General features: G+C 69.0%; 14 protein-coding genes, 5 tRNA genes and 1 pseudogene. 11 read left to right on the top strand and 9 right to left on the bottom strand.

Annotated features, from left to right (window positions below; translation table 11 throughout):
* Positions 1–71: 71 nt before the first annotated feature.
* Together KUM40_RS07870 and KUM40_RS41105 are read right to left on the bottom strand one after the other, a co-directional pair.
* Complete coding sequence (locus KUM40_RS07870; protein WP_217164310.1) at positions 72–2,123, bottom strand: protein kinase; 2,052 nt, start codon at positions 2,121–2,123, stop codon at positions 72–74.
* A gap of 305 nt (positions 2,124–2,428) precedes the next feature.
* Positions 2,429–2,629: pseudogene (locus KUM40_RS41105) on the bottom strand (transcriptional regulator); the annotation flags it as partial.
* Positions 2,630–2,634: 5 nt separating this feature from the next.
* On the opposite strand from KUM40_RS41105, the gene KUM40_RS07865 reads away from it, so the two are divergent.
* Entirely contained in the window at positions 2,635–2,964 is a 330-nt protein-coding gene (locus KUM40_RS07865; protein WP_308401081.1) for a hypothetical protein, read from the top strand.
* 11 nt (positions 2,965–2,975) lie between these two features.
* Entirely contained in the window at positions 2,976–3,104 is a 129-nt protein-coding gene (locus KUM40_RS42065; protein WP_302180820.1) for a hypothetical protein, read from the top strand.
* Between the two features lie 305 nt (positions 3,105–3,409).
* On the opposite strand, the gene KUM40_RS07860 is transcribed toward KUM40_RS42065, so the two are convergent.
* Both KUM40_RS07860 and KUM40_RS41100 read right to left on the bottom strand, forming a co-directional pair.
* Entirely contained in the window at positions 3,410–5,257 is a 1,848-nt protein-coding gene (locus KUM40_RS07860; RefSeq protein WP_217164308.1) for a PQQ-binding-like beta-propeller repeat protein, read from the bottom strand.
* A complete protein-coding gene (locus KUM40_RS41100; protein ID WP_254394752.1) occupies positions 5,254–5,931 on the bottom strand; it encodes a hypothetical protein in 678 nt (225 codons plus the stop codon). Before KUM40_RS41100 ends, KUM40_RS07860 begins: the two co-directional genes overlap by 4 nt.
* Before the next feature lie 665 nt (positions 5,932–6,596).
* Here KUM40_RS41100 and KUM40_RS07850 point away from each other — a divergent pair.
* From KUM40_RS07850 to KUM40_RS42620, 3 genes are read left to right on the top strand one after another with little or no spacing between them, the layout of a single operon-like run.
* Positions 6,597–6,893, top strand: a complete 297-nt coding sequence (locus KUM40_RS07850; protein ID WP_217164369.1) for a hypothetical protein — start codon at positions 6,597–6,599, stop codon at positions 6,891–6,893.
* A gap of 45 nt (positions 6,894–6,938) precedes the next feature.
* Positions 6,939–7,652: a hypothetical protein gene (locus KUM40_RS07845; protein ID WP_254394751.1), complete on the top strand. Its 714-nt coding sequence runs from the start codon at positions 6,939–6,941 to the stop codon at positions 7,650–7,652.
* Between the two features lie 34 nt (positions 7,653–7,686).
* On the top strand, positions 7,687–8,163 hold the full coding sequence (locus KUM40_RS42620) for a hypothetical protein (protein ID WP_374227355.1): 477 nt from the start codon (positions 7,687–7,689) through the stop codon (positions 8,161–8,163).
* Between the two features lie 129 nt (positions 8,164–8,292).
* On the opposite strand, the gene KUM40_RS07835 is transcribed toward KUM40_RS42620, so the two are convergent.
* The 5 genes from KUM40_RS07835 to KUM40_RS07815 form a co-directional block, all read right to left on the bottom strand.
* Positions 8,293–8,365 (bottom strand) — tRNA-Lys (locus KUM40_RS07835).
* 118 nt (positions 8,366–8,483) lie between these two features.
* On the bottom strand, positions 8,484–10,019 hold the full coding sequence (locus KUM40_RS07830; protein WP_217164302.1) for an amino acid permease: 1,536 nt from the start codon (positions 10,017–10,019) through the stop codon (positions 8,484–8,486).
* Positions 10,020–10,158: 139 nt separating this feature from the next.
* Complete coding sequence (locus KUM40_RS07825) at positions 10,159–12,354, bottom strand: DEAD/DEAH box helicase (protein WP_217164300.1); 2,196 nt, start codon at positions 12,352–12,354, stop codon at positions 10,159–10,161.
* A 299-nt stretch (positions 12,355–12,653) separates the two neighbouring features.
* Positions 12,654–13,211 (bottom strand): hypothetical protein, encoded by a 558-nt coding sequence (locus KUM40_RS07820; RefSeq protein ID WP_217164299.1) that lies wholly within the window; start codon positions 13,209–13,211, stop codon positions 12,654–12,656.
* A gap of 96 nt (positions 13,212–13,307) precedes the next feature.
* On the bottom strand, positions 13,308–13,658 hold the full coding sequence (locus tag KUM40_RS07815) for a metallopeptidase family protein (RefSeq protein ID WP_217164297.1): 351 nt from the start codon (positions 13,656–13,658) through the stop codon (positions 13,308–13,310).
* A 71-nt stretch (positions 13,659–13,729) separates the two neighbouring features.
* On the opposite strand from KUM40_RS07815, the gene KUM40_RS07810 reads away from it, so the two are divergent.
* The 6 genes from KUM40_RS07810 to KUM40_RS07785 all read left to right on the top strand — a co-directional run bounded on the left by KUM40_RS07810 (position 13,730) and on the right by KUM40_RS07785 (position 19,998).
* Entirely contained in the window at positions 13,730–15,355 is a 1,626-nt protein-coding gene (locus KUM40_RS07810) for a metallophosphoesterase (RefSeq protein WP_217164295.1), read from the top strand.
* An 80-nt stretch (positions 15,356–15,435) separates the two neighbouring features.
* Positions 15,436–15,508: transfer RNA gene (locus tag KUM40_RS07805), tRNA-Glu, on the top strand.
* 34 nt (positions 15,509–15,542) lie between these two features.
* Positions 15,543–15,617 (top strand) — tRNA-Asp (locus tag KUM40_RS07800).
* Positions 15,618–15,641: 24 nt separating this feature from the next.
* Positions 15,642–15,715 (top strand) — tRNA-Phe (locus KUM40_RS07795).
* Between the two features lie 155 nt (positions 15,716–15,870).
* Positions 15,871–19,830, top strand: coding sequence for an ATP-dependent RNA helicase HrpA (gene hrpA, locus KUM40_RS07790; RefSeq protein WP_217164293.1), 3,960 nt, complete (start codon positions 15,871–15,873; stop codon positions 19,828–19,830).
* A 93-nt stretch (positions 19,831–19,923) separates the two neighbouring features.
* Positions 19,924–19,998 (top strand) — tRNA-Asp (locus KUM40_RS07785).
* Positions 19,999–20,289 lie beyond the last annotated feature (291 nt).

Below are 20,289 nucleotides of genomic sequence, written 5' to 3'. Positions count from 1 at the left end.
GCACTTGGGCAAGGACGTGGGGTCCGCGGGCGCGGTTCCCGACGCGTTCCGGTCGGCCGGTGCCCCCGGGATCAGAACCGGGGCAGCGCGTGGAGACGGTCACCGTTCTGCACGGCGACCACGTGGCCGACGGCAGCCACCGCCCAGGCCCCGTCCCCGTCGGACCGGGGCGCGAAGCGGTACCGCTCTGCCCCGCCGGTCTGCGGGAGGGCTGCGACCCCGTCCGACCCGGCTGCCATCGGCACGTACAGACCGTCGGCCGCCACGACGGGCGGCGCCGACGCGAAGGTGCCGCCGGCGCCGGTGATCTCCCGTACGCCGGAGCCGTCCGCCAAGCGCAGGCAGCGGATCAGGTCCCGCTCGGCCACGTAGACCAGTCCGCCGTGCACGGTCGGCGCTCCGAACCGGTTCTGCTCCCAGGTGGTGGGGGTCTTCCACCGCTGTGTCCCGGAGTCGAGGTCGAGGGCGCGCAGTTCCGTCTCGCCGAACACGGCGCATCCGCCACCCAGGGCGGTCCGCTGCCCGTGCACGGCACCCCGCGCCGTCCAGCTCACGTTCCCCGAGGCGGAGTCGAGCGCGGTGACGGCTCCCGCCCTGCCGGTGATCACGAGTCGTCCGTCCGCCGCCGCGGCGACGGCACCCTCGGGGGTGAGCCCCTTCCCGGACCGCCACCGCGCCTCGTCCGATCCCCGCGGGACCGCGACGACACGCCCGTCCGGGTCCGCCGCGTACGCCGTGTCGGCCTCGACGGCGAGCAGCCGCGCCAGGCCGCCCGGCCCGCGCCGCGTCACCTCACCCGTGGCGGGGTCCAGGTCGCACAGCACGCCCTCGCTCCCGATCAGCACCGGCCGGGGAGCGCGGGGCACCGGCGCGCCCGCCGCCGGGAACGACCACAGCCGGTCCCCCGTGTCCGGCTCCAGCGCGGTCACCCGGCCGGATTCCCCGACCAGCAGCACGTCACCGGCGGGTGCCGGTCCGAACGGCATGTCGGGGTCGAGCCCGGACATGCTCCACAACGGCTCGGGGCGCTCACCGGGCGCACCGTCCCACAGCGGTACGCCAGATCCGGAACCGTCGGATCCGGAACCGTCAGTTTCGTCCCGGCCTGTCCACCAGGCCGTTCCCCCGAGCCCGGTGAGCAGCACGACGCCGCCCGCCAGGCCGCCGAGCAGCCGCCGACGCCCGGGTCCGGTGCCTGGACCGGGGCCGGGGCCGCCGCGTCCGCCCCGCCCGAGGCGTACTCCGGTCAGCCGCCGTATGCGCCGGCAGACTTCGTCGATGTCCCGCTCGACGTGCCCGGGCAGCCACGCGGAGGTGGGCGGCCCCCACCTCTCGGCCAGTTCCCCGGCCTCGGGACGCCCCGCCGGATCCTTGTCCAGGCAGCTCCGCAGCACATCGGCCAACGGCGCCGGTACCCGCGTCAGATCCGGTTCCCCATGCGCGACCTGGTAGTCGACGAGCGCGTGGCCGCCGTCACCGAAGGCGTGGTGCCCGGTACTCGCGTACACCAGCACCGAGCCCAACGTGAACACGTCGCTGTGCGTGCCGACTTCGAGCCCACGCACCTGCTCGGGCGACATGTAGCCGGCGGATCCCGGTCGTTGTCCGGTCACGGTCACCGCGGTCGCGGCGGGCAGCCGGGCGATGCCGAAGTCGACGATGCGGGGCCCGTCCGCGGCGAGCAGGATGTTCGACGGCTTGAGGTCCCGGTGGACCACCCCGGCCCGGTGCAGCGCGGCGAGCGCCGCAGCCAGCATCGCGCCCAGGGCCCGCACGGTCCCGGCCGGCAGGGGGCCACGCTCCTCGACGCACCGCTCCAGGGTCGGGCCCGCGACGAACTCCGTGGCGATCCAGGGCTGCCGACCCGACAGGTCGGCACCGAGCAGACGCGGGACGTACGTACTGCGGACCGCCTGAACTGCCTGGTACTCGCGCCGGAACCGGACCGCGAAGCGGGGGTCGTCGAGGAACTCCCCGCGCATCGTCTTGACGGCGCCGACCCGCCGGTCGCTCCTCCCCAGGTAGACGGTCCCCATCCCGCCCTCACCGAGCACACCCAGGAGGCTCCAGGGGCCCAGAGCAGACGGATCGCCCGCCCGAAGCTCCTTCAGCACGTCCGTCACGGACGCGATAGTAACGCCGCCCGCGCCGCATGACCCCCAGGAACCACGGACGGTGCGGGGTTCGTGTGACCGCGGCGAGAAGAAGGTGTGCGGCCATGGGCTTGCGCTGGTCGAACATGTCCGCCAGAGGGACAAGAAGGGTCAAGCTGATCGGTAGCCGAGTTGTCCGGCGATGACGATCCATCCCAGCTCAGCTTCCTGCAGGCTCAGGCCGCCGCCGATCTGGTCTGGTACGGGCTGCGCCACATAGATCGTCGCGAGCTCGACCGCACAGATCCCGATGTCGAATCGGGAAATGCCGAACTTCAGTGGGAAACAGCGAGCGTCAATTCGCGGACACCAGACGTACGAGGATGCCGAGAGCTCAAGTCAGAAACGATCACCCTGATCGCGGGACGGTCGCGGACCTCTCCAGGGCTGACTCGTAGTGCTGCCAGCAGTTCATGGGCGGTCTGTTCGGGCTTGCCCCACTGCCACCACGCACGAGCCAGGTCGGTGTGCAAACCCTGGCGTGGACCTGGCCCCGTCGCGGATCGTCGACGAAGGCTGGCACGCCCTGCTCCTGCACACCGTCACGTACGCCGAGCTGTGCGAGCGACTCGGAGGCAAGGGCGCGTTCGTGCACCACTCCCCGGGCTACGACCCCACCAGCTACGACCCGCCGATCCTGGTCCGGACCCGCCAGACGATCGCGGCGCTCGGCTGGGACGCGGACCCGGAGCTGTGGGGGCCGCCGTCCGACGAAACCCTCGTATCGGTGGCGGCGAAGTGCCGGCACGCCCCGGAGTGCACCATCATCATCACGGCCCAGCCGAAGCCCCGTGGCATGGCCTGCCCGTGAAGGGAGGCACCGTGTCCGAATGGATCGACCCGCGCTACGCGGAGCTGGTGGCGGCGTGGAAGCGCTCGCAGCAGCCCACACCGCGTGACCCGCAGGGACCACGACCGGTGCGGGGGTTCGTCACCCCGCCCAAGCCGTGAGCGTCTAGCATCGCGGCCCGCCTCCGTACCTGGTCGGAGGCGGGCCGGCAACGGGCCAGGCAACGATCATGACGGGTGAGCAGAACGGACAGGCCCCCAGCTCAGTCCTGCTGTGAGCTGGGGGCCGACGGGTAGGCCCTGTGGGACTCGAACCCACAACCAATGGATTAAAAGTCCTGGCCGAGATATAGGGGCGAGTCCGAGAGCCGCTTCGGAGTCCAGAACCATCAAGGCCGGAGCACACTCACGTGATACTCGGGTTCGCGCCGAATCAGCCCGTGCCACTCCATCCGCTCACGCATCGCTCACGCACGAAGTTTCGTAGGCAAGGCGTGCATATCCCCGTGGGAGTCTGTCAGGTATATCCAGTCATTGGTACAGGCTGGGGCCCCTTGGCGGTCAGCGCTCAGAAGCACGTCGTAAGAGCGGAGCTTTCGGCCGACGGGGAGTCTCCAAGCTGTCAACGTCGCCGCACGGTCAGCAGTGAAGAGCGTGTCGCCTACCGCAAACGGCCGGGTGAGAACACGCCCTTTGGTCTTCCGTTCCCATAGCCGGGCACCGCTCTTTGCATCGAGGGCGACAAGCCGGTTGTCCACATCACCGAACACCACCAATCCCCTCACCGCAGCCGGAGCGACAGCGAGGTTGGCGGCTGCATCGAACCGCCACAGCGGTTCACCGTTCGTCGGGTCGACGGCGACAATCCTCTGGCGAGAGAGATCGACCTCTTGGACCAAGTAGATGCCGGAGTCGGTGACAGCCCATTCTCCGGAAAGCGGCCTTTCGGGCCGGTAAGACCAGTTTGGTTGGCCTGTGGCTTCCAGGACCGCCTGGACGCCCTTCTCCACGGAGTCCGTAGTGTCACCCAGAGGCCGGGGCTCCTCAGTCATGACGATCACACTGCCTGCGGCCACTTCAGGAGGGCAGCAGACAGCTGGTTGCCCCAACCCTTGTGACCAGCGAACGCCATCGGACCGGACATCGATCGAGTACAGGGAGCCGTCCGGGCTCGGTGCGTACAGAGTATCTGCGGAGATGCTTAGAAGACCGTCACAGACTTGCAGCCGGGCAGACCGACGGGGTTTCCCCGTTCGCAGATCGACGCTTCGCAGCAAGCTACCCGGGCCTGGGAAGTAGGCAGTGCCACTGTGGAAGACAGCGCTGCCAGGATAGTTCGTCTGAATCAGCGGGTACCGGCGGCGGGACTCGGCGTCGAACACGTGCAGGCTGTACTTTTCGTGCACTACCAAGGTGTCGTCGGACAGGACGGGCTGACGAGCGGAGCCGGAAGCGGCCGAAACCCGCCAGGGCACTACAACTCGACGGGTGAGGGACGGGCCGGCAGTCCGACGGCTCGGCGTCTTCTTGTTGGTACGCGAAGACCGCTGCCGACGCTTTTTCTTCACCCTGGCCAGCGGTATGTCGTACTGCATCTCGCCACCCATCCGCGGCGTCTGTTTGACCCCCTCCAGGTGGAGCCGCTCAGAGGTGTACTTGAACAACTCCTGAAGGGTGACAAGACCATCGTCATTGAGGTCGGCGTCACCACTGCGCAAGCCTTCGACGATCGCTGAGGTGAAGCGCGAGAGTGCAGGCGTCTCCGCGGCGGAGTGATCCCCTTCCCAGGCTCGCTGCATCCGGGTGCCAGCAGTGACGATGACACGGCCATGGCCAGCCAGTACCTCTTCGAAGCCTGCCGATTCACTCCCCTTGGCGCCAGGAATGAACAATCCGCTGTAGCAGCAGTCCACCACCACGACAACGCTGCGGGCACGGCACTCATCCATCATGTCGTGGACGAAGCTCGCGGAGATCGCCGAGTGCGCGGGGCGCTCCGGATCGGTGTTCCGAACGGCAAAGTAGAGCTTGTCGCTGCGGTTTCTGACCCCGTGGCACGAGAAGTACAGCAGACAGACGTCATCCCGTCGCGCGGTGAGGAAGAACTCCTCGATCGCTCGCTCCAGCATGGACCGATCGGCGTCGACCAGTTGTTGGACCTCGAACTGGCCAATCTCTGGATCACGCAGAACCTCGGTCAATCCAGCGCAGTCCGCCTCCGGAGACAGCAGCTTGGGAAGTTCCGGGTGGTCGTATGTTCCCGTGCCGATGAGCAGAGCCCTACGGTGGCCATCGCCCAATGCCTGGGCGGTCATGAGGCCGAGGGCTGCGGCTGCACAGTGCCAGTTTCATCTTCGTCGGGTGCCCCGCCATGGGCCAGGAAGGCGTCGATCAGCCGTTCCCGCTCAACATCCGAAGAGTCACTCAACTCGATCGTGCGGCCGTCCAGTTCCACCTTGATGCCGCGAACTGGACGGTTCTGCAACCAAATCTCGGCAAACTTGAGCACCTGCCGCAGGACCAAAGGGGCGGCGGTGACAGCAACCGCTCCGGCAGCGATCACTTCACCACTCTTCGCCCCTGCCGGGACATCACTGCGGGAACGCGCCAACTGTACGTCTGTCACATCGAGTTCGAGGAGAGAGCGGCGCAGTTGGCTGCCCAAGCTGAGGAGTTCGTCGTCATCGGTGTCTGAAAGCCCCATCAACTCCAGCCGTACGGTCTTACTCATTCCCCACGTCCCGCGATCTCTGCCTTGTGTCCAGAGCACCTTACTGGCAGTGACCGTGCAGCGGTGGGTTCTCCAGAGAACCGCCCCTCTACGCGTGGCTTCGCGCTGGCCGCCTACCGTCTTGGCCGTTGTTGAGCTGAGGACCTCGACGGCACGGACTGGTGCCGTCACGCTCCGCACCGCCACGGACAGCATCACCAACGGGATCACCATCCGCGTCACCGCAACCTGGATCAACGAGAACAGGAGCACTGGCATGCCTTTCGGCACCCCGCAGGGCCCGGCACAGAGTCAGGGGAAGGTCACCGCGAACAGTACGGCCCGGTCAGCGACGACACGGTCACCTTCGATGTGGCGGTGTCCACCGACACCCCCGGGCACGGACGACATGGCCGGCATCGTCCAGAAGTCCCTCGGCCTCCTCGATGTCTCCCCGGACTTCCAGGTGACCATCGCGACCCGCACCTACTCCCACGTGGAACGGATCAGGCTCACCGCGTAGCTGCTGCCCGCCTCTCCGCCCCCGCCGCACGGCTGGGGCCTTTCTCATGCGCGGAGGCCGCATGGCCTGGTGTCTCGGCGCCACCCGGATGGCGCGGCGGCCAGAGTGGGACGCGCAGGCGGCCATCCGGACGACGCAGCCCATCGTGCACTCGCTGGCCGCGCCCTGGGCGACAGAAGCGCACCTGCGAGCACTCACGCGACCCCACCAACCTGCAGTCGCACTTCGGGCTCGACCACGAGAGCGGCCTCGCCCAGTTCAGCGGCCCGAGGCCCGCACCGACGCGAGGTGGTCCGCCGACGGGACGAGCGCCGTGTCTATCGAGACCAACACGCAGGTCGAGCAGGCGCTTCGCTGTCCACCTATCATTCGAAAGTAGAGAAGAATAGGAGTACCTTCCGGTACTATAGAGAGCGTGAGCATGAGGATCACAGAGGAAGCCCGTAGCCGGACAAACCGGACGACAGCACCGTTGAAAGTCGATGCAGCCATAGACGAGCTGATCGCGGACGGCGCCCATTTTCTGGGGATGACGAAGAAGGACCTGGTCGCCGAGGCCGTCCGAACCTACTTGGAGATCCGCCGTGAGGAGGTTCGGGCCAGCATGTTGGAGAAGATGCGCAAGCTGGACGGATCTGTGGAATCGAGCGTCTCACTGCTCACCGGACTGTCACCGGAGCGGATCAAGGAACTCGGCGGAGTAGGCGAGGACGACTGATCCGTGCGGCCCGCTCGACCTACCCTCCGCGCGCTCCGCGAGGACTTGAAGCTACCACTGCCGTCAGCCCGGGAACCGCTCGACGAACTGGATCATCCGATCTTGGCCAAGGCCCGGGAACACTTCGCCGACGACGGGGCCGGGCATGAGCGCATCCGATCGATCGATGATGAGGTGCTCTTCAAGGTCAAGGTCCAACGCTGGCGCGGAGCAGTCTGGACCGACGAGGATCTGCCCTGGCTGATCGCTGCTGGGCAGCGCGAGGATGGTTCACCAGACGACTTCTACTCAGCCCTGGAGACGACCGCGAGGGCCGCACGAGCCCACTACAACGCCAACAACCGCCAGCCCCTGAGCACCGCGACGTACGTCGGGCATCTCGTCCCCGACCAGAACGACCGTGATCGCTACCAACTCGAGGCCGGTGCCCGGCTCGTCCGCGATCTCGCTGCGGCTGTCCGGGAGCTGGCTCGTGGATCACTGCACGACGGCCATGAGCACGCCACCGACTTTCCCGCTTTCCGCCTCGGCATCCTCGTACGCGCCGACGACGGCCATGAGACCTATGCTGCGGTGCGCATCACCGGCTCCGTACCCGACGACCTCATCGCGGTCATACTGCGCCATGTCCCCGGCTGCGACCCTACCGCCTGGTACCCCGAGTACGCCCTCCCCAGCCGCTCTCTTCTTCCCGCCGAGCAAGCCTGGTCGACCCTCATGGATCCGAAGGCCGCGGCTGAACTCCTGAACGAAGACTGAGCCGGAGTCCTCACCCAAATGCCGGCCTGGGCCGATGACCACGGAACCAAGGAATGCGCTCATGCCGGATCATGACAACTCGTCCAGGACAGTAACTGTCCCCACGTGCGACCACGGGCCCGTCACCGTCTGGGAGCCCGACTGGTGTACCGGAAGCGAGAGAGAGCATCAGCCCGGCGGCTACCGCGTCGACATCACGCACGCGAGCCCTGACCACGAATTCACAGTATCAACGAGCCGTGGCACGCCTGTGGTTCTGCGTGCATGCTTCGAACAGCGACCCTTCACCGAGTGCCCACCCGGTCACGTCCCCTTCATGAACGTCGAGATGGATGGCGACTGGCATCCGCACAGTTCCAACGATTTGCGCCGCCTCTCCGACTCCCTCATGGCACACGCGGATCGACTCCGGGAACTTGCCGACCGCCTCGACGGTCTCACCAACGCCTTCGATACCACAAAGGGGACCACGCCTGGGGCGGCGAACCCTAAGAAAGGACGCGGCAGCTGAACAAGCCACGCTGCCTGTTGGCACACCCGCTCACGCAGACGGACTCCACACGTGGCGTGGCCCCGGCCAGGAGGACTGGTCGGGGCCACGAAACCGCTGGTCAGAGCCACAAAACGGCCCTGACCTCGGTAGGCCCTGTGGGACTCGAACCCACAACCAATGGATTAAAAGTCCACTGCTCTGCCAATTGAGCTAAGGGCCCAGGCGTTGTGTCGCGCGGTGCTGCGTGATGTTGCCACACCGAGCATAGCCCGACGCGGCCGGGACGCCGATCGGGTATCCGGGTGGCGGCCGCGTCGGAGGGTGGTGGAGGGCCGGGGCTACGGGTCCACCGGCTCGGGGACGTTCGCGCGGGCGGCCGCGCGGGCTCGGGTGCGTTCGTGGTCGGGGTTGAGGAACCAGTGACGGGCCGAGGCCAGCCACCAGGTGGCGGCGAAGCCGAGGACGGCCAGGACGGCGATCGGGGCGTAGTTGAAGGTCTCCCAGGTGACCGGGGAGACCTGGGGCAGCATGAACAGGACCGTGATGACGCCGACCCACGTCACCGCCACCACGCCCACCACCTGGGACCAGCGGCCCAGATGCCACGGGCCGCGTTCGAAGGCGTCGCCCTTGCGCAGGCGCAGCAGGGTCGGGATGACGTAGGCGATGTAGAGGCCGATGACCGCGATGGACGTCACCGCGGCGTATGCAGTGACGTTGATCAGGTACGGCAGGCCCAGGACCAGCGCGGCCAGTGCCGCCAGCCAGACCGCCGCGACCGGCGTGCGGGTGCGCGGGTTCACGGAGTGCCAGATGTGGGAGTAGGGCAGCGCGCCGTCGCGGGAGAAGGCGTAGATCATGCGGCTGTTGGCCGTCACCGACGCCATTCCGCAGAAGAGCTGAGCCCCGATGACGACGAGGAGCAGGAGTTTGCCCGCCGTCGCGCCGAGGGCGTCGAGGAGGATCTGGGCGGGTGGTGCGCCGGTCGGGGACGTCAGGGCGCCCTCGTAGGACTGGATGGCGAAGGTGAAGCCGAGGAGAAGGACGAAGCCCGCGATCCAGGAGGTCCAGATGGAGCGGACGATGCCCTTCGGGCCGGCCGTGGACGCGTCGTGCGTCTCCTCGGTCATGTGGGCGGAGGCGTCGTAGCCGGTGAAGGTGTACTGGGCCATCAGGAGACCGATGAGGACCACGTAGACGCCGCTGCCCCAGCCGGTGTTGTTGACGAACTCGCCGAACACGAAGGACGCCGACTGGTGGTGGTCGGGGGCGAAGGTCAGCGCGCCGACGATGACCGCGACGCCGAGGACGTGCCACCAGACGCTGACGCTGTTCAGCAGGCCGACGATGCGGACGCCGAAGGTGTTCAGCACACCGTGGAGGATCAGGATCCCGGCGAAGAGGAGGATCGTGCGGCCCGGGGTCACCTCGAAGTCGAACTGCAGGTTCAGGTAGGCGCCCAGGAAGGACGCGGCGCCGAAGTCGATGCCGGCGGTGACCGCGACCTGGCCCAGTACGTTGAACCAGCCCGTGAACCAGGCCCAGGCCGCCGCCGTACGGGGCGGGGCCAGGCGGTGTGCCCAGAAGTACAGGCCCGCCGAGGTCGGGTACGCCGAGCAGATCTCGGCCATCGCCAGGCCGACGAAGAGGGTCATCAGGCCGACGGCGACCCAGCCCCACGTGATGACGGCGGGGCCGCCCGTGTTCATGCCGAACAGGTAGAGGGTCAGGCAGCCCGAGAGGACCGAGATGATCGTGAAGGAGACCGCGTAGTTGGAGAACGCCGACATGCGGCGGGCCAGAACCTGGGTGTAGCCGAGCTGGGCCAGCCGTTCCTCGTCCGAGAGCCCACTCGCCTTGGCGTCATCTGTCATGCCCCCAGCAATTCCCCTACCGCAGGCGTGACATGCGTCACTTCGTGGCCGAAAACCGGTCCGGAGGGCGTGAGCAGCAGAGCGCCGTGGCCTCCACCCCTGAGGGCGGAGGCCACGGCGCTCGTCAGATGTTCAGGCGTCAGCCGTTGCGCTTCCAGCGCGGCTTGTCGTCGCGTCGGCCGAAGGACGACGACGAACCACGGTGGTCGTCGCGGCGGCCGTACGGGCGGTCGTGGCCGCCGGAGCGGAAGCCGGGACGGTCGCCGCCCTGGCGGTCGCGGTTGAACGGACGGTCGCTGCCCCGGTGCCCGCCGCGGTCGTCGCGACGGTCGTCACGGCGCTCGAAGGAACGGCCACCTCGGTCGTCGCGACGGTCGTTCCGGTCGTCACGGCGGAAGCCGCCGCGGTCGTCACGGCGCTCGAAGGAACGCCCGCCACGGTCACCACGGTCGTCGCGACGCTCGAACGAACGCCCACCACGGTCGTCGCGACGGTCGAACGAACGGCCGCCACGGTCGTCGCGACGGTCGTTCCGGTCGTCACGGCGGAAGCCGCCGCGGTCGTCACGACGCTCGAAGGAACGGCCGCCACGGTCACCACGGTCGTCACGACGCTCGAAGGAACGGCCGCCACGGTCACCACGGTCGTCACGGCGGTCGAACGAACGCCCGCCACGGTCACCACGGTCGTCACGACGCTCGAAGGAACGCCCGCCACGGTCACCACGGTCGTCACGACGCTCGAAGGAGCGGTCGCGGCCGTTGCCGCCGGTGCGCTCCGTCTTCTCCACGTCCCGCGCGCCCGGCTGCTCGGGCAGCGAGACCTCGGCCTCGGACGCGGCGGCGGCCACCTCGGCCAGCGCCGTCTCCGGGTCCTCGCCCCGCTCCCGCGCGGACCTGGCGACCAGCCGGTCCGCCTCCTCGCGCAGCTCGGTGGCACGACGCTGGGCCCGCTCCAGCTCCTTGGTGAGCTGGGTGACCTCACGCTCGGCCTGCTGAGCCGCGTTGCCCGCGGACTCGGCCTGGACCTCGGTCATCGACCGGGCGCCGGTGATCTCGGCGACCTCCGGCTCGAAGGCCGCGCCGCCCTGGATGATGTGGCGCGTGGCGTCGACGCCCGCGTCCTCCATCAGCCGGAAGATCTGGCGGCGCTGGTGCGGAAGGGAGAGCGAGACGACCGTGCCGGTGCGGCCGGCGCGGGCGGTGCGGCCGGCGCGGTGCAGGTAGTCCTTGTGGTCGCCGGCCGGGTCCACGTTCAGGACCAGGTCGATGCCGTCGACGTGGATGCCGCGCGCGGCGACGTCGGTGGCGACCAGGACGTTGACGTAGCCGTCCTTGAAGTCGGCCAGCGTGCGGGTACGCGCGCCCTGGGTCATGCCGCCGTGCAGCGCGTCCGCCTTGGCACCGGCGTCGCGCAACTGCTCGGCGACACGGTCGGCGCCGAGCTGGGTGCGGACGAAGATGATGGTGCGGCCCTTTCGGGAGGCGATGGCCGCGGTGACCGGCGCCTTGTCCTTGGGCTTCACGACCAGGATGTGGTGCGACATGGTCGTCACGGCGCCCTGGGCGGCGTCGACCTCGTGGAGGGCCGGGTCCTTCAGGTACCGGTGGACCAGGGTCTTGATCTCGTTCTCCATGGTGGCGGAGAAGAGCATGCGCTGACCGCCCGCGGGGATCTGGTCGAGCAGCTCGGTGACCTCGGGCAGGAAGCCCAGGTCGGACATCTGGTCGGCCTCGTCGAGGACCGCGATCTGCACGTTCTCCAGGGAGCAGGCGCCGCGGTTGATGATGTCGCGCAGCCGGCCCGGGGTGGCGACCAGGATGTCGACGCCGCGCTCGAGGGCGTAGATCTGGTTGCCCATCGAGGTGCCGCCGCAGACGACCTTCATCTTCAGGCCCATGACGTCGCCGTACGGCTGGAGCGCGTCGGCGACCTGCATGGCCAGCTCGCGGGTCGGGGTGAGGATGACGGCGCGCGGCTTGTGCTTCTCGGTGCGGCCGCCGGCCAGCGTGGCCAGGGTCGGCAGACCGAAGGAGAGGGTCTTGCCGGAGCCGGTGCGTCCCCGGCCGAGGATGTCCTTGCCCGCCAGCGCGTCCGGGATGGTCGCGGTCTGGATCGGGAAGGGGGTGGTCACGCCGTTCTGCGCGAGCTTGCGCACGACGCCCTCGGGCAGACCGAGGTCGGCGAACGTCGGCTCGGCGGCCTTGGCGACCTCGGGGGTCTCAGGCGTCTCGGGGGACGCGGAGGCCTCGACGGCCTCCGGCGCGCCCTCGGCACCCTCGACGCCATCGGCGTTCTCGGGCACGACGACGTGATCAGTACTGGTCATGGACATGCGAATGCGAAACCTTCCGGAGTCTCTCGTCGGCACGCGCCCGTCAACTCCGTGAATCGCAATTCGCAATACGACCGCCTCAATGCGGTCCACCACGGCAGGGGGAGAGAACGCGCCACACGGCGCGCTCTGCGGTGGCGCCGGGCAAATGGGATCAAACGATCTACCACCATACGCACCCTCCACCCTCGAAGGCAAACCGGCTAGCACACGCCCAGCTCAGCGAGGCCGCCACCCCTGTTTGGCCACCCTTGTTCGGCCACCCTGTCCGGCCACCATGTTTCGCCAGGCCGTCCGCACTACGCCGGAGCCCCGGCCGCCGGAGCCGGCTCCCGCTGCTCGAGCTGGGTCCCCGGTGGTTCGTGCGCCGACGAGGACGGCTCGGCCACCGTCGGGTCCGGCGTCGGGGAGGCGGGCGGCTCCTGGGTCGGCGTGGGGTCCGGCTCGACCGTCCGGGTGGGCTCGGCCGGCGGCGTCCTGGTGGGCCCGGGCTCGTGGTTCCCGCCCTTCGGCGGCGGGGCGCCGGTCGGGTGCGCGGGCGGGGCGGCCGACGCGGACGCGTCCTTCCCCTTCCCGTCCCCGCCCTTCCCCTTGCCGTCGCCCTTGCCCTTGCCCTTGCCCTTGCCCTTGGCCTTCTTCCCCTTGCCGTGTCCCTCGCCGGCCGCCGCCCCGTACCCGGCGTTCCCGCCGGACACCGCGGGACCGCCCTCGGGCACCTCGCCGCCCCGCTCCCCGGCGGAGTGCGACGGCCTGCCGCCCCCGCCGGACTCGTCGTCGCCGACGCTCATGCAGCCGGCGGCGGCGACGACGGCCATGGCCGTGGCGGCCAGACGGACGGGTACGTACAAGGGGCGCACGGGCGGCCACCTCCGGGGTTCAGGGAGTCGCGGTGCCCAACTCCCGTCACCCACATGAGGACACGCGCCCGGCGAGGCGGACTTGACCCGGGCGCGTCACCCGTACCCGAGGGCGTGCAGCCGCGCGTCGTCGATGCCGAAGTGGTGGGCGATCTCATGGACCACCGTCACCTCGGACTCGGCCACGACGTCCTCGCGTGTCGCGCAGAACCGCAGCGTCGGTCCCCGGTAGATGGTGATCCGGTCCGGCAGTACGCCCGCGTACCACTCCCCGCGTTCCGTCAGCGGCGTCCCCTCGTACAGACCGAGCAGCTCGGGATCGTCCGCCGGCGGTTCGTCCTCGACGAACACCGCGACGTTGTCCATCAGCCGCGTCAGCTCCGGCGGGATCCGGTCCAGGGCCTCGGCGACCAGTTCCTCGAACTCCTCGCGCGTCATCTCCAGCACAGGCCCATTGTCGGGTACGACCGTGGAATACGACCCGCATATCCGCCCCGGGCCTTGGGCATACGGGACCAATGGCCCGCGTCCCTGCCGCAGCCCTGCACGCCCTGGCCGAGGTGATGAACCCCATCCGCAACGCCCCGCGCGCCCTCAACCTCCTCCGCCACGCCCGCCGTACGCCCACGACACCCGAGCTGGCCGCCCGCTCGCGCCCCTGGACCCGCGCCGTCGGCCTCGTCGCCGTCGTCCTGCTCGGCGCCTGGCTGGGCCTGCTGGTCGTCGGTGACGTCCGGGTGCCGGTCGGCCCCATGAACACGACGATGACCCTGCGCCCGTCGCTCACCGGCGGTACGAAGATCAACGTCTCGCCGCTGGGCGCCCTCCAGCTCGACAGCCACGTCGCCCCGGTCCGCCTCGACGTCAACGTCGACCAGCTCGACCCCGACCGCGCCCAGGCCCTCGTCGACCACCCCGAACGGCTCTCCGGACTCCAGGACGAGGTCGCGCGGGACGTCGAGCACGGCACCCTCGACCTCGCCGTCCGCTCCTGCGTCGCCGTCGTCACCGGCGCCACCGCCCTCGGCCTCGCCGTCTACCGCCGCCCCCGGCGCGCCCTCGCGGCCGGCGGACTCGCCCTCACCCTCCTGGTCGCCTCGGGCGGCACCGCCTACGCGACCTGGAACCCCGACTCCGTCCTGGAACCGAGGTTCTCGGGCCTGCTCTCCTCCGCGCCCTCCCTCGTCGGCAACGCGCGCAGCATCGTGACCGAGTTCGACGTCTACCAGAAGGAACTGGCACGGCTGGTCACCAACGTGACCAAGCTGTACGACGTCACCTCCACGCTCCCCGTCTACCAGCCCGACCCGACCACGATCCGCGTCCTGCACGTGTCGGACATCCACCTGAACCCGGCGAGCTGGAAGATCATCGCCTCGCTGGTGGAGCAGTACAAGGTGAACGTGATCGTCGACTCCGGCGACACGATGGACCACGGCACGGCCGCGGAGAACGGCTTCCTGGACCCGATCGAGGACCTCGGCGCCCCCTACGTCTGGGTCCGCGGCAACCACGACTCCCGCGGCACCCAGGAGTACCTGAAGCACCTGAAGAACGCGCACGTCCTGGACGACGGCCGGGCCAGGACCGTCGCCGGCCTGCGCTTCGCCGGCATGGGCGACCCGCAGTACACCCCCGACCGCTCCAAGCCGGACGGTGCCGAGGCCTCCCAGGAGCTGGCCGGCGCCCGGCTCGCCTCCGCCCTGCGCGACCAGCGCGCGGCAGGCACCCCCGTGGACGTCGCCGTCGTCCACGAGCCGTCGGCCGCCCGCGAGGTCGACGGCGACGTGCCGCTGGTGCTCTCCGGGCACCTCCACCACGAGGACATGGAGGTCATGGAGTACGGCACCCGGCTGCGCGTCGAGGGCTCCACCGGCGGCAGCGGCCTGCGCGCGGTCGAGGGCAAGTACCCCGACCCGATCCAGGCGTCGATCCTCTACTTCGACCGGGACACCCGGCACCTCCAGGCCTGGGACGAGATCGAGCTCGGCGGTCTTGGCCTGACGACGGCCGAGGTCAGCCGCCATCTGCCGGAGGAGAACCTGCCGGGCGCGACCCCGTCGCCCTCCGTCACCAGCACCGCTCCCTCCGGCACCGGCGCCTCCCCCACCGCCCCGGACAGCCCCGCCCCCAGCACTCCGTAAACCGTTTTGGCGATACCTCCCGCCATCCCATATGCTGCTCACGTCCCCGACGCGCTGCGAAGCGCCCAGGCGGGCCGATAGCCCTCATCGTCTAGCGGCCTAGGACGCCGCCCTTTCAAGGCGGTAGCACGGGTTCGAATCCCGTTGGGGGCACGTAGTACATGTGCGACACTGTCGTACGAAGCTTGGTCCTGTGGAGCAGCTTGGAGTGCTCGCCACCCTGTCAAGGTGGAGGCCGCGGGTTCAAATCCCGTCAGGACCGCTGAGGTTTCACGTGAAACCTCGTGGCTGGGTAGCTCAGTTGGTACGAGCGATCGCCTGAAAAGCGATAGGTCGCCGGTTCGATCCCGGCCCCAGCCACAACCACAGCAAAGGCCCCGATCCTCGGACCGGGGCCTTGTTGCATGCGCGGACTGGGCAGCATGCAACGGACTGCGCAGACTGTGCGGGCTGTGCGGACGCGGCGGCAAAAGCGTTCGCCAGGATTTTCCCGAGGATGAGATCCTGGAACCCGTATGTCTACGCACCCCGCTCCCGCCCTCGGCACCCTCGCCCCCCGGCTGACCGAGCTGTCCCTGCGCGACGCGCACCGGCTCGGTCGCAGGCTCGAGGGTGCGCGGAAGATCCGTAAGCCGGAGGCCCGCGCCGCCGTTCTCGCCGAGATCGAGACGGAGGTGGCCAAGGCCGAGCAGCGCATCGGTGAACGCCGGGCGCGTGTGCCCACGGTCAGCTACCCCGAGCAGCTCCCGGTCAGCCAGAAGAAGGACGTGATCGCGGAGGCCATCCGTGATCACCAGGTCGTCATCGTCGCCGGCGAGACGGGATCCGGTAAGACCACTCAGATCCCGAAGATCTGTGTCGAACTGGGCCGCGGCCTCCGCGGCATGATCGGGCACACCCAGCCCCGCCGGATCGCCGCGCGCACCGTCGCCGAGCGGGTGGCGGACGAGCTGGACACCCCGCTCGGGGAGACCGTCGGCTGGAAGGTCCGCTTCACCGACCAGGTGAACCCGGAGTCCACCTTCATCAAGCTGATGACGGACGGCATCCTGCTCGCCGAGATCCAGACCGACCGCGAGCTGCGCGCCTACGACACGATCATCATCGACGAGGCCCACGAGCGGTCCCTCAACATCGACTTCCTGCTGGGCTACCTCGCCCAGTTGCTGCCGAAGCGTCCCGACCTCAAAGTCGTCATCACCTCGGCGACCATCGACCCCGAGCGCTTCTCGCGGCACTTCGGCGACGCGCCGATCGTCGAGGTGAGCGGGCGGACGTATCCGGTGGAGGTGCGGTACCGGCCGCTCCTCGAAGAGGACGGCGACGACGCCGACCGGGACCAGATCACCGCGATCACCGACGCCGTCGAGGAGCTGACGGGGGAGGGCAAGGGCGACATCCTCGTCTTCCTCTCCGGTGAGCGGGAGATCCGGGACACGGCCGATGCCCTGGAGAAGAAGAAGTACAGATTCACCGAGGTGCTGCCGCTGTACGCGCGGCTCTCGCACGCCGAGCAGCACCGTGTCTTCCAGCAGCACACCGGGCGCCGGATCGTCCTCGCGACCAACGTCGCCGAGACCTCCCTGACCGTCCCGGGCATCAAGTACGTCATCGACCCCGGCTTCGCGCGCATCTCCCGCTACAGCCACCGCACCAAGGTCCAGCGGCTGCCGATCGAGCCGGTCTCGCAGGCCAGCGCCAACCAGCGCAAGGGCCGCTGCGGCCGTACGTCCGACGGCGTCTGCATCCGGCTGTACTCGGAGGACGACTTCACCGCGCGGCCGGAGTTCACCGACGCGGAGGTCCTCCGTACGAACCTTGCCTCCGTCATCCTGCAGATGACCGCGGCCGGCCTCGGCGACATCGAGAAGTTCCCCTTCATCGACCCCCCGGACCACCGCAACATCCGCGACGGTGTGCAGCTCCTCCAGGAACTCGGCGCGCTCGACCCGGCGCAGAAGGACGTACGCAAGCGGCTGACCGACACCGGCCGCAAGCTCGCCCAGCTCCCCGTCGACCCGCGGCTGGCCCGGATGGTGCTGGAGGCCGACAAGAACGGCTGTGTCCGCGAGGTCATGGTCATAGCGGCGGCGCTGTCCATCCAGGACCCGCGGGAACGCCCGGCGGAGAAGCAGGCGCAGGCCGACCAGCAGCACGCCCGTTTCAAGGACGAGACCAGCGACTTCCTCGCCTTCCTCAACCTCTGGCGGTACCTGCGCGAGCAGCAGAAGGAACGCGGCTCGTCGTCCTTCCGCCGGATGTGCAAGCAGGAGTACCTCAACTTCCTGCGCATCCGCGAGTGGCAGGACATCTACACGCAGTTGCGCACGGTCGCCAGGCAGATGGGCATCCACCTCAACGACGCCGACGACACCGCCCCCGACGACCGCGTGCACGTCTCCCTGCTGGCCGGGCTGCTCTCCCACGTCGGCATGAAGGACGTGAAGGAGGGTTCGAAGAACGAGTACCTGGGCGCGCGCAGCGCCAAGTTCGCGATCTTCCCCGGCTCGGCACTCTTCAAGAAGCCCCCGCGCTTCGTGATGTCGGCGGAGCTGGTGGAGACCTCCCGTCTCTGGGCCCGCGTCAACGCGAAGATCGAGCCCGAGTGGGTGGAACCGCTCGCCGAACACCTCCTCAAGCGCACCTACAGCGAACCGCACTGGGAGAAGGACCAGGCGGCCGTGATGGCGTACGAGAAGGTCACGCTGTACGGCTTGCCGATCGTGGCCCAGCGCAAGGTGAACTACGGGCGGATCGACCCGGAGGCCAGCCGCGAGCTGTTCATCCGCAACGCCCTGGTCGAGGGCGACTGGCGTACGCACCACAAGTTCTTCGCGGACAACCGCCGGCTGCTGACCGAGGTCGAGGAGCTGGAGCACCGGGCCCGTCGCCGGGACATCCTGGTCGACGACGAGACCCTGTTCGACTTCTACGACCAGCGGGTGCCCGAACACGTCGTCTCCGGGGCACACTTCGACTCGTGGTGGAAGCACAAGCGGCACGAGCAGCCCGACTTCCTCGACTTCGAGCGCGAGATGCTCATCAACGAGAAGGCGGGGGCGGTCACCAAGGACGACTATCCGGACTCGTGGCGGCAGGGGCCGCTGAAGTTCCGGGTGACGTACCAGTTCGAGCCGGGCGCGGACGCCGACGGCGTGACCGTGCACGTGCCGCTCCAGGTGCTCAACCAGATCACGGACGAGGGCTTCGACTGGCAGATCCCGGGGCTGCGCGAGCAGGTCGTCACGGAGCTGATCCGCTCCCTGCCCAAGCCGGTCCGCCGCAACTACGTGCCCGCGCCGAACTACGCGCAGGCGTTCCTGGACCGTGCCGTGCCGTTGCAGGAGCCGCTGCCGGTGACCATAGCGCGGGAGCTGAAGCGCATGGTGGGGGTGCCGTTCGACGCCGAGGACTTCGACTGGTCGAGGGTTCCCGACCATCTGAGGATCACGTTCCGGATCGTCGACGAGCGGCGCCGCAAGCTGGCCGAGGACAAGGACCTCGAAGCGCTGAAGCTGCGGCTGCGCCCGAAGGCGCGCCAGGCACTCTCCCAGGCCGCGGCCGCCACCGCCGAGCGCAGTGGCGGCGAGTCCCTGGAGCGTTCGGGCCTGACGGACTGGACGATCGGCACGCTGACCCGGGTCTTCGAGACGCGCCGGGCCGGTCAGCCGGTGAAGGCGTATCCGGCGCTGGTCGACGACGGGGCGGCGGCGAACACCGTCTCCGTACGGCTCTTCGACACCCAGGCCGAGCAGGCGCAGGCGATGTGGAAGGGCACGCGGCGGCTGATCCTGCGCAACATCCCGGTCAACCCGGCGAAGTTCGCGTCCGAGAAGCTGACCAACCAGCAGAAGCTGGGTCTGTCCGCGAATCCGCACGGTTCGATCCAGGCGCTGTTCGAAGACTGCGCGACGGCGGCGGCGGACAGGCTGATCGCGGACTTCGGCGGCCCCGCGTGGGACGAGGAGTCGTACCGGAAGCTCTACGACAAGGTGCGCGCGGAGATCGTCGACACGACCGTCCGCACGGTGGGCCAGGTGCAGCAGGTACTGGCGGCCTGGCAGGCCTGCGAGCGACGCCTGAAGGCCGCGCGGAGCCCCGCGCTGCTGGCGAACCTCCAGGACGTGCGGGGACAACTGGACGCGCTGGTCAAGCCTGGCTTCGTCACGGCGGCGGGCATCGGACGGCTGCCGGACCTGATGCGCTATCTGGTCGCCGCCGACCGGCGTCTGCAGCAGATGCCGACCGGTGTGCAGCGGGACACGTCCCGTATGGAGAAGGTCCACGAGATGCGCGACGAGTACGCGTGGCTGCTGGAACAGTTGCCGCAGGGCAGGCCGGTGCCGCGGCAGGTCCTGGACGTCCGCTGGATGATCGAGGAGCTGCGGGTCAGCTATTTCGCGCACGCGCTGGGCACGGCGTACCCCGTCTCCGACAAGCGGATCATGAAGGCGATCGACGCGCTCGCGCCGTGACGGAGCCGGAACGGAGGGTGAGTTCGACCGTCGGCTCACCCTCCTGTACAGTCTCTTCTCGCAGCGCAACGCACAAGAAGCGCCGCGAAACCTGGTCCTGTGGAGCAGCTTGGAGTGCTCGCCACCCTGTCAAGGTGGAGGCCGCGGGTTCAAATCCCGTCAGGACCGCACAGCGAGGCCCCGCACCAGTTCACCGGTGCGGGGCTCTTTCGTACACCCCCCGGCACCCCCCGCGAAAGGCCCGCCACCCTGTCAAGGTGGAGGCCGCGCCCGCGGCGCAGCCGCAGTCGGGTACAGCAAATCCCGTCAGGACCGCACAGTGAGGCCCCGCACCAGTTCACCGGTGCGGGGCTCTTTCGTACGTGTCGGGGGCGTCTGAACGCGGACCCACTTTGGCCGATTGAATCGTGACCCATGTGGTCTGTGGTTGTGGTGGTTCAGTCGGTTTCTGTGGCGGCG

This window comes from Streptomyces sp. AC512_CC834, assembly GCF_019049325.1.
Lineage (GTDB): Bacteria > Actinomycetota > Actinomycetes > Streptomycetales > Streptomycetaceae > Streptomyces.
The sequence above is the reverse complement of the archived record's forward strand: the minus strand, read 5'-3'. Positions and strand labels throughout refer to the sequence as shown.

Coding starts and splice junctions, on each gene's coding strand:
- hrpA (WP_217164293.1), top strand. CDS start 15,871: ATGTCTACGCACCCCGCTCCCGCCCTCGGCACCCTCGCCCCCCGGCTG.
- KUM40_RS42620 (WP_374227355.1), top strand. CDS start 7,687: ATGACCACGGAACCAAGGAATGCGCTCATGCCGGATCATGACAACTCG.
- KUM40_RS07825 (WP_217164300.1), bottom strand. CDS start 12,354: ATGTCCATGACCAGTACTGATCACGTCGTCGTGCCCGAGAACGCCGAT.
- KUM40_RS07850 (WP_217164369.1), top strand. CDS start 6,597: ATGAGGATCACAGAGGAAGCCCGTAGCCGGACAAACCGGACGACAGCA.
- KUM40_RS07860 (WP_217164308.1), bottom strand. CDS start 5,257: ATGACCGCCCAGGCATTGGGCGATGGCCACCGTAGGGCTCTGCTCATC.
- KUM40_RS41100 (WP_254394752.1), bottom strand. CDS start 5,931: ATGCCAGTGCTCCTGTTCTCGTTGATCCAGGTTGCGGTGACGCGGATG.
- KUM40_RS07810 (WP_217164295.1), top strand. CDS start 13,730: ATGGCCCGCGTCCCTGCCGCAGCCCTGCACGCCCTGGCCGAGGTGATG.
- KUM40_RS07830 (WP_217164302.1), bottom strand. CDS start 10,019: ATGACAGATGACGCCAAGGCGAGTGGGCTCTCGGACGAGGAACGGCTG.